This window comes from Streptomyces sp. H39-C1, assembly GCF_027158125.1.
Classification (GTDB): domain Bacteria; phylum Actinomycetota; class Actinomycetes; order Streptomycetales; family Streptomycetaceae; genus Actinacidiphila; species Actinacidiphila fildesensis.
Genome location: NZ_JAPVLS010000010.1, coordinates 154,714 through 163,376, shown reverse-complemented (window position 1 = coordinate 163,376; position 8,663 = coordinate 154,714). Strand labels below are relative to the sequence as shown.

Sequence of the window (8,663 nt, the reverse complement as noted above, 5' to 3'; positions counted from 1 at the left end):
TTCCAGGCCCAGGGTGTAAGCGACGCGCCCCGAGATCACGCTGGTGGCGCTGCCGGTGAGCAGATAGCCCTCGTAGCCCTCGGGCGCCTGGTGTAGCCGGGGCCCGTACTCCTGCGGTTCGGCCCCGACGAAGACGCCGGTCGCCGATCCCCGCAGCCCGGCCGGGTCGATGCCGGCCCGCTCGAACGCCTCCCAGGAGGTCTCCAGGGTGAGGCGCTGCTGCGGGTCCATGGAGGCGGCCTCGCGCGGGCTGATGCCGAAGAAGTCGGCGTCGAACTCGGCCGCTCCGTAAAGGAAACCGCCTTCCCGCGTGTACGTCTTGCCAGGCGCGTCCGGATCCGGGTCGTAGAGGCCCTCCACGTCCCAGCCGCGGTCGGTGGGCAGCGTGCCGATGGCGTCCCGGCCCGACACCACCAGGTCCCACAGCTGTTCGGGCGAGCTGATGCCGCCCGGGTAGCGGCACGCCATCCCGACGATCGCGATCGGCTCGTCGAAACCGGAGCCGGAAGCCGAGCCCACAGCAGGGTCGGCCTGACGCGAAGCGACCTCGCCCGCCGTACGGCCGTCGAACCGGACGCCGAAGATCTCCCACATCAGCTGCCTGGCCAGCGCGGTCGGCGTCGGGTGGTCGAAGGCGATGGTGATCGGCAGGTCGAGACCCGTCGCGTCGCTGAGCCGGCGGTGCAGATCGACGACGGCCAGCGAGTCGAAGCCGAGCTGCAGGAACGGCTGCGACAGGTCGAGAGGGAACTGCCCCTCCCGACCGGCCTTGCGCAGCGCCGCTTCCGCCTCCCTTCGGACCACCGCGAGAAGGCGTCGGTACTGCTCCGCCTCGGCCAGGCCGGCCAGTGCGGCCAGATCGACCAGCTCGGCCCGGTCGGCCGGATCGACGGCGGAGCCGTCTGCGGTGGACTCGTGGGATGCGGACTCGCTCATCACTGAACTCCAGTGTCGATTTCTGCGCGGGAAGAGATCAGGCGCGATGCCGACGTCACTTCACCGGCTCTGAGCAGGATTTCGGCCGGCGCGGGACGGCCGAGGAACAGCAGCAGGCTCGCGGTGGGCCCGTACGCGCCCACGTTGGGTACGGCGATCACGTCGCCGGGCCGCGGGAGGGGCATGCGGGCGGACCGGGAGAGCAGGTCACCGGGGGTGCACAGCGGCCCGGCGAGGGTCACGACGGTCTCCTCCGCCGCTTCGCCGCCGCCGTCCCGCCGGCCGGCCTTGGGCTCGACCGAGAGCGGTAGCAGCCGCCCCAGACCGGCCATGCCGCCGAGGGTGTTGATGCCCGCGTCCAGCACCGCGAAGGTCCGGCCGCGGCTCTGCTTGACGTTGGTGACCGTGGTCAGCAGCCGGCCGCTGTCGCCGACCAGATAGCGCCCCGACTCGCAGGCGATCTCCGGGACGCCCTGCCGCCACCGCGGGAAGTGCTCGTCGAGGGTCTCCTCCAGTGCGGCGCGCAGATTCCCGTAGACGGGCCGGCTCCCGGGCACCGAGTACGGGGCGGCGAAGCCCCCGCCGATGTCCAACAGGCTCAGTGGCGTGCCGAGTTCGGCCTCCAGGCGGGCCGCTCCGCGGATGGTCTCCTGGAACTCGGCGATGAGACTCGCCTCGTCCTTGGAGTTGCTGAGGGGGAAGAAGTGCGCGCCCGCGACACGGATCCCCTCCACCGCGCGGATCTCCGGCAGCAGGTCGGAGAGACCTTCCGCGTCGAAGCCGAACTGGGAGGGCGTACCGGTCATCCGGATGCTGGTGGTGGCCGCGGCCGCCGCGCTGTTGACGCGGATCAGGGCGTCGGCGGTGGTGCCGTGGAGTACCGCCTGCGCGCCCAGTCGTTGCAGGTCGCCGAGCGACTCGACGGAGAAGGTGCGGACGCCCGCGGTCAGCGCGACGGAGATCTCTTCCGCCGTCTTGCCGGGACCGGAGTAGAGGATCCGGTCGGCGCGGTGACCGGCTTCGAGCGCGGACGCCAGCTCGCCGGTCGAGCACACCTCGGCGCGGCACGCCCCGTCGCCCTCGCCGAGGGCGCGGACCAGCCCGGGGTGCGGGTTGGCCTTCAGGGAGTAGAAGAGGGTGAACTGCTCCGGCAGGGCGGCCCGCAGATCGTCGCGGGCGGCGATGACCCGGTCCAGGTCGTAGACGTAGAGCGGTGATCCGTAGCGCGCGACCAGCACCTCGTCCGTCACAACGGCCGTGGCCTCGGTGATGGTCATCCTGCGGCCAGCTCTTCCGCCACGAGCAGCGCCTCGAGCTGCTGCTTGGCGTTCTTGCCGTTGGCGGTCAGCGGGAAGTCGTCGATGACCTTGCACAGCGACGGGACCTTGACGGCCTCGAGCCGCTGCGCCAGCTCGCGCAGCACGGTCTGCGGCGGCAGGTCGGCGGCGACGAACAGCAGCAGGTCGCGGTCGGCGGTCGGCTTGAGGGCCGCGGCGTTCCGCACCCCCGGGATGTCCATGGCGGCGGCTTCGATCTCGATGGTGCTGACCCGCATGCCCTTGCGCTTGAACATGTCGTCGCGGCGGCCCTCGAAGTACAGATAGCCGTCCGCGTCCAGCGAGCCGTAGTCACCGGTGTGCAGGCGGGTGACGCCCGTCTCCGGGTCGGTGCGGAAGGTGCGGGCGGTGATCTCGGGCAGCCGCCAGTAGCCGGCCATGACGTTCGGTCCGGTGACGGTGATCTCGCCGCTGCCGCCGGCCGGGACCTCGTTGCCCTCCTCGTCGAGGATGGTCACCTGGGTGCCCGGGAGCGGGCGGCCGGACGAGCCGGGCCGCGTACGGTCCTCGTCGGGCGGCATGACGGTGATCCGCTTGCACTCGGAGATGCCGTACATCCGGACGACGCGGGCGTCGGGGAAGCAGCGCCACAGCCCGTCGATGATCCGCTGCTCCAGCGCGGCGCCGGTGCTGGTGAACATCCGCAGCTTGGTCGGGCGCGGGTCGCGCTCGGCGAGCCGGATCAGCGGGCCGCCGAGCGAGGGGACGAGCGGCAGGATGGTCGCGCCGGTCTCGCGGATCAGGATGTGCAGCTTGGGGTCGGCCTCCCCGTCGGCGAGGACGAGTTCGGCGCCGGACAGGCAGGTCAGCAGCACCTGGAACAGGCCGTAGTCGAAGGAGAGCGGGACGCGGCAGAAGACGACGTCGTCCCCGCGGTAGCCGAGCACCTGGTTGATGGCGTCGGCGGCGAAGGACATCTGCGCGTGCGGGCAGACGATGCCCTTCGGGGTGGCGGTGCTGCCCGAGGTGTAGATGAGGACGGCGGGGGAGTCGACCGATGTCGCCTCGGACGTGACGCGCACCTCCGTGTCGGTGGCGGCGGCCCAGAGGGCGCCCACCTCGTGCACGGGCACCTCCGTCAACGCCTGCACACCCTCGGCCAGGCCGTCCACGACCACGACCACGCGGGGCTCGCAGTTGGCGATGACGGCCTTGAGGTGGAACTCCTTCATCTCCGCGCTGATCGGCACGAGGGCCGCCCCGACGCGGGAGGCGGCGTAGAGCAGCGCCACCATCTCGCGGACGTTCGGCAGCCGGACGACGATACGGTCGCCCGGGCCCACCCCCTGCTCGCGCAGCCAGCCGGCCACGGTGTGGCTCTGCTGGACCAGGTTCTCCCAGGTCCAGGCGTCCCTGGAGTCGCGTACGGCGATGTTCCGGGGCCGCAGGGCCGCCGTCGTGTCCAGCAGTTCGTGCAGCAGCCGCCGGGTGTCGGCGGCGCGGTCGGTGTGGTCGCTCACGGTGTCCACGGTGGTCACGGTCATCTCCTTGTCAGCTGCGAATCCGGCCGCGGTCCAGCAGCGCCTCGGCGCGGGACCTGAGAGTGGACCGGTCGATCTTCCGGTTGGGGTTCATCGGGAACTCCTCCAGGTGCTGGAAGAGCCGGGGGACCATCGCCTTCGGCAGGTCCGCGGTCAACCGGCGGGCCAGGTCGGCCGATGCGGCGGGCTCACCGGTGTAGAACGTGACGAGCTCATGGCTGCCTCCGACGGCCGCGGCCACCGTGACGGCGTCCTCGACCCCCGGCAGCCGGCGCACGCTGTGGCTGACCTCGGAGAGCTCCACCCGCCAGCCCTGCACCTGCACCTGGTCGTCGGCCCGCCCCACGTAGGCGATCTCGCCGTCCGGGTACCGGCGTACGCGGTCCCCGGTCCGGTACCAGCGCCGTCCGTCGTGCTCCAGGAAGCGGCCCTTGTCCTCGGCAGGGTCGAGGTAGCCGGAGAACATCTGCGGCCCGGTGATGCACAGTTCGCCCTCAGCGGCCTCGCTCCCGCCACCGTCGGTTCCGGCGTCCACCGATCCGTCCGGAGCGAGCAGCAGCCGGCCGAGCGATTCGTGCACCGGGCCGATCGGGACGACGCCGTTGACGTACCGCTCGTCCGGGGTCCCGGGCGACAGCCGGTGCGCGGTGACGGTGATCGTCAGCTCCGTCGGCCCGTACAGGTTCTCGACCACGGACTGCGGTGCGGCCCGCAGCCAGTCCTCCGCGTCCTGCCGGTGCAGCGGCTCGCCCGCGAACAGGCTCCAGCGCAGCCCGGGCAGCGCGCCCGGCGACAGGGCGCCGGTGCGGCGGGCCAGCGCGATGCCGCCGGGGGTCGAGAACCACACCGTCATCCGCTGCTCGGCCAGGAACTCCGGCAGGTCCCGGTACGCCTGCATCGGGATCGGGACGACACAGCCGCCCGCGCCCCAGGCGCAGAACAGGTCGAACATGGCGCAGTCGAAGGTCAGGTCGAAGGTCTGCGAGAACACGTCGTCGGGTCCGAAGCCGTACCGCGCGTCCAGCGTGCGGAAGTAGCTGTCGGCCGCGCGGTGGCTGGTGGGCACGCCCTTCGGGCGGCCGGTCGAGCCGGACGTGAACAGGATGTACGCGGTGTCCTCGGCGTCGGCCGGCAGCGGCGCCGCGAGGGCGGTCTCCCGCGGGGTGGCCGTGATGACGTCCGGGCGCGGTTCCGCGCCCGGGACGAGCACGAGCAGCGGGCCGTCCGCGGCGTCGCGGTCGTCCTGGTCCGCCGTCAGGACGTCGAGGGCGGCCAGTCCGCGCCGGTCGGTGATCACCGCGTCGACGCCGGCCGCCGTGAGGATCGAACGGTTGCGGGCGGCGGGGAAGTCCGGGTTCACCGGGACGGCCACGGCGCCCAGGTAGAGGGCGGCCAGCAGTCCGATGTAGGCCTCAGGGGTCTTGGTGGCCAGGATGGCGACGACGCGCGGTCCTCCGGATCCAGCGGGAGCCGCGTGCCGGAGGGCACCCGCCCAGGCGAGGGCGCGCTCGTGGGCCTCGGTGTAGCTGACGTCCACGCCGCCGACCCGGAAGGCCGGGCGGTCGGGGGCGATCGCGAGGCCGCGCAGGAACCGGCCGTGCAGGGTGTGGTCGAGGGCGGCCGCCGTCGGTCCGGTGGATTCCGCCGCTGCGGTCGTCGATCCCGTCTCCGTGATGACGCTCATGTCAGACACCTGCCTTGGGACGCATCGCGTGCTTCGGATCGGCCAGGACGACGTCGAAGTTGCGCACCGCGCACTCGACCCGGCTGAACAGGGCGTCGGGGCCGGCCACCACGAGCCGCGTCACCCCGCGCCGGCCCAGCTCGGCGAGGACCGCCGGCCAGTCGACCGGCTTCACGAAGTGGTCCCGGAGCATCGTCCTGAGCCCCTCGGCGGTGTCGATGAGCCGGCCGTCCTGGTCGGCGAGCACCGGCAGATCGGGGTCGCGCAGCGGCAGGGCGTCGATGACCTCGACGGCCGCCCGGTCGCGCAGCCCGGTGAAGAGCGAGGAGTGCATCGGCGGGCGCATCGCGTACAGCGGCAGCGAACCGATCTTCCGCAACCGTCCGGTGAACGCCTCCAGATGCTCCTCGCGCAGCGAGATCATCTCGAAGCCCTTGTCCAGGCGGCAGGACAGGTCGTACCACTCGCCCCGCTCGTCCATCCCGGCGAGCAGCTCACGCAGCCCGTCGACGGGGGCCCGGACGAAGGACTGGGTGACCACGTCCCGGTGCTCGGTGGCGAAGTAGTCGGCGGTGCAACGGGCCAGCCGGGCCGTCATCACCACCGCGTCGGGGAAGTCCAGCGCACCGCAGAACGCCATCAGCGGCTTCTCGCCGAAGCTGGGTCCCGCGCAGATCTCGGCCTCGGCGCCCAGTTCGGCGCGGGCCCACTGGGCGAGCGCCGTGGAGGCAACCATGAAGGCGACCTGCGCCGCCTCCGAATAATCCTCGCCGGACTCGCGGAACCGGTCGAACACCGAGTAGCCCAGGGCCTCGTCGGCGATCGGCAGCAGATCTCGGGCAAAGGTATTCAGAAGCAGAAACCTGCCCAGGTCGGAGAAACGGGTGGGACCCATTCCTGGAAACACCATTGCCGTAGTCATCGCTGAAACCCGCCTTGTCGCGAACTGGCCTCGTCCGGTCTTTTCTACGGGCTGTCGCAAGGGGGAGTAACCCCTATGTCTCCCCGCCCGCGCCCCTTAGCAACACCCATACCGGACTGGGAATAGGGGTGGGCGGGCAGAGGGTAGGGGGTCGACGCTGTGGCACCTGCTTCGAAGCCACGGCTTCAATGAGGTTCAGGCTGTTTCCGAAATCGCTTCGATCGCCTGACCGAGTGGACCTGACCGAGTGGATGGGTGAACCGAACCATGACCATTGCCGAGGACATGACCTCGACCCGGCCGCAGACGCTGGCCCCGGTGACGGGACAGCTCCCGCCACCCCGCCAGGACCCGCGGTCCCGGGTCGCGCTGCTCAACCTGGTCAAACAGACGGTCAGGGACGGACCGGGCCCGCGTGCCACGGAGCAGCAGTGGGCCAAGGGCAAGCTGACCGTCCACGAGCGGCTGGAACTGCTCTTCGACGAGGGCACGTTCACCGAGATCGAACCGCTGCGCCGGCACCGTGCCACCGGCTTCGGCCTGGAGAACAAGCGCCCTTACACCGACGGTGTGGTGACCGGCTGGGGCGAGGTCATGGGCCGCACGGTCTTCGTCTACGCCCATGACTTCCGGATCTTCGGCGGCTCGCTGGGCGAGGCCCACGCCGAGAAGATCCACAAGGTGATGGACCTGGCCGAATCGGCCGGCGCACCCCTGGTCAGCCTCAGCGACGGCGCCGGGGCCCGGATCCAGGAAGGCGTCACCGCACTCGCCGGATACGGCGGCATCTTCCGCCGCAACGTCCGCTCGTCGGGTGTCATCCCGCAGATCAGCGTGATGCTCGGCCCGTGCGCGGGCGGCGCCACCTACTCGCCGGCGCTCACCGACTTCGTCTTCATGGTGCGCGGCACCTCGCAGATGTACATCACCGGGCCCGATGTGGTGCAGGCCGTCACCGGCGAGAAGATCTCCCACGACCAGCTCGGCGGCGCCGACGTGCACGCGTCGATCTCCGGCGCGGCGCAGTTCGTCTACGAGGACGAGGCCGAGTGCCTCGCCGAAGTCCGCTATCTGCTCTCGCTGCTGCCCTCGAACAACCGGGAACTGCCGCCGGCCGTCGCGACGGCCGACCCGGCCGACCGCCGCAACGAGTCGCTGCTGGAACTGGTGCCGGCCGACGCCAACCGCGCCTACGACATCCGGCCGGTGATCGAGGAGATCGTCGACGACGGCGACTTCTTCGAGGTGCACGCCGCCTGGGCCACCAACATCGTCTGTGCGCTGGCGCGGCTGGACGGCCAGGTGGTCGGCATCGTGGCCAACCAGCCGGCTTCACTGGCGGGCGTCCTGGACATCAACGCGTCGGAAAAGGCCGCACGCTTCGTCCAGATGTGCGACTCGTTCAGCATTCCGCTGGTCACCCTCGTCGACGTGCCGGGCTTCCTGCCCGGCAGCGCGCAGGAGCACGGCGGCATCATCCGGCACGGCGCGAAGCTGCTGTACGCGTACTGCAACGCCACCGTGCCGCGCATCCAGGTCATCCTCCGCAAGGCCTACGGCGGTTCGTACATCGTCATGGACTCACGGTCCATCGGCACCGACCTGTCCTTCGCCTGGCCGACCAACGAGATCGCGGTCATGGGTGCGGAGGGCGCCGCCAACGTCGTCTTCCGGCGCGAGATCGCCGCGGCCGACGACCCGGACGCGGTCCGCGCCGAGCGCATCAAGCAGTACCAGGAGGAACTGATGCACCCCTACTACGCGGCGGAGCGCGGCCTCGTCGACGACGTCATCGACCCGGCGGAGACCCGTTCCGTGCTGATCCGCTCGCTGGCGATGCTCCGCACGAAGCACGCCACGCTCCCGTCCCGCAAGCACGGAAACCCGCCGGTGTGACGGCGATGACGACACCGGGCGCACCGGCCGCAGAGGAGCCGGCAGCAGACGTGGCCGCGGACGAACTGCTCATCCAGTTCGTCCGCGGCGAGCCGGACGACGAACAGGTGGCCGCCGCGACGGTCGCCCTGCTCGCGGTCCTCCGGCAGAAGGCCGTGGCCGACGACGACCAGGGCGGGCGCGGCGGCCAGAGCAGCCGGCCGCCGCGCTGGACCCCCGACAGCTACAGCCCGCCGGGCGCCTGGGCCTACGGCTGACAGCCACGAACTCTCCGCCTGTGCCCCGGATCCGCTGCGGATCCGGGGCACAGCCGTATGTCCACCGTATGGGTCCGCAGCGTGCGGTCCGCAGCGCTGAACTGCTGGGCCGGGCAACGGGCGGGCAAGGGCGGGCAACGGGCGGGCAAC

Annotated in this window: 7 protein-coding genes; 2 read left to right on the top strand and 5 right to left on the bottom strand. The window is 71.3% G+C overall.

Annotation, left to right across the window (positions count from 1 at the left end; genetic code table 11):
- From O3W51_RS09635 to O3W51_RS09615, 5 genes are all read right to left on the bottom strand, one after another.
- Window positions 1-936 (bottom strand): acyl carrier protein (locus tag O3W51_RS09635; protein ID WP_269285171.1); only part of this gene is annotated, 936 nt, incomplete at its 3' end.
- Window positions 936-2,213 carry a type III PLP-dependent enzyme gene (locus O3W51_RS09630; protein ID WP_138355990.1) on the bottom strand — a complete coding sequence of 426 codons (1,278 nt, stop codon included), beginning with the start codon at window positions 2,211-2,213 and terminating at the stop codon, window positions 936-938. The genes O3W51_RS09630 and O3W51_RS09635, both read right to left, overlap by 1 nt.
- Window positions 2,210-3,742 carry an AMP-binding protein gene (locus tag O3W51_RS09625; RefSeq protein ID WP_381586323.1) on the bottom strand — a complete coding sequence of 511 codons (1,533 nt, stop codon included), beginning with the start codon at window positions 3,740-3,742 and terminating at the stop codon, window positions 2,210-2,212. Before O3W51_RS09625 ends, O3W51_RS09630 begins: the two co-directional genes overlap by 4 nt.
- Window positions 3,743-3,764: 22 nt before the next feature.
- Window positions 3,765-5,438 (bottom strand): AMP-binding protein, encoded by a 1,674-nt coding sequence (locus O3W51_RS09620; protein WP_138355988.1) that lies wholly within the window; start codon window positions 5,436-5,438, stop codon window positions 3,765-3,767.
- A 1-nt stretch (window position 5,439) separates the two neighbouring features.
- Window positions 5,440-6,333: an ACP S-malonyltransferase gene (locus tag O3W51_RS09615; protein WP_232485217.1), complete on the bottom strand. Its 894-nt coding sequence runs from the start codon at window positions 6,331-6,333 to the stop codon at window positions 5,440-5,442.
- Window positions 6,334-6,627: 294 nt separating this feature from the next.
- On the opposite strand from O3W51_RS09615, the gene O3W51_RS09610 reads away from it, so the two are divergent.
- Complete coding sequence (locus O3W51_RS09610; protein WP_187145015.1) at window positions 6,628-8,256, top strand: acyl-CoA carboxylase subunit beta; 1,629 nt, start codon at window positions 6,628-6,630, stop codon at window positions 8,254-8,256.
- 5 nt (window positions 8,257-8,261) lie between these two features.
- Window positions 8,262-8,513: an acyl-CoA carboxylase epsilon subunit gene (locus O3W51_RS09605; RefSeq protein WP_138355986.1), complete on the top strand. Its 252-nt coding sequence runs from the start codon at window positions 8,262-8,264 to the stop codon at window positions 8,511-8,513.
- The last annotated feature ends 150 nt before the right edge of the window (window positions 8,514-8,663 follow it).

What these genes read in the sequence shown, in the direction of transcription:
- O3W51_RS09630 (WP_138355990.1), bottom strand. Translation starts at nt 2,213, where the DNA reads ATGACCATCACCGAGGCCACGGCCGTTGTGACGGACGAGGTGCTGGTC.
- O3W51_RS09620 (WP_138355988.1), bottom strand. Translation starts at nt 5,438, where the DNA reads ATGAGCGTCATCACGGAGACGGGATCGACGACCGCAGCGGCGGAATCC.
- O3W51_RS09615 (WP_232485217.1), bottom strand. Translation starts at nt 6,333, where the DNA reads ATGGGTCCCACCCGTTTCTCCGACCTGGGCAGGTTTCTGCTTCTGAAT.
- O3W51_RS09610 (WP_187145015.1), top strand. Translation starts at nt 6,628, where the DNA reads ATGACCATTGCCGAGGACATGACCTCGACCCGGCCGCAGACGCTGGCC.
- O3W51_RS09605 (WP_138355986.1), top strand. Translation starts at nt 8,262, where the DNA reads ATGACGACACCGGGCGCACCGGCCGCAGAGGAGCCGGCAGCAGACGTG.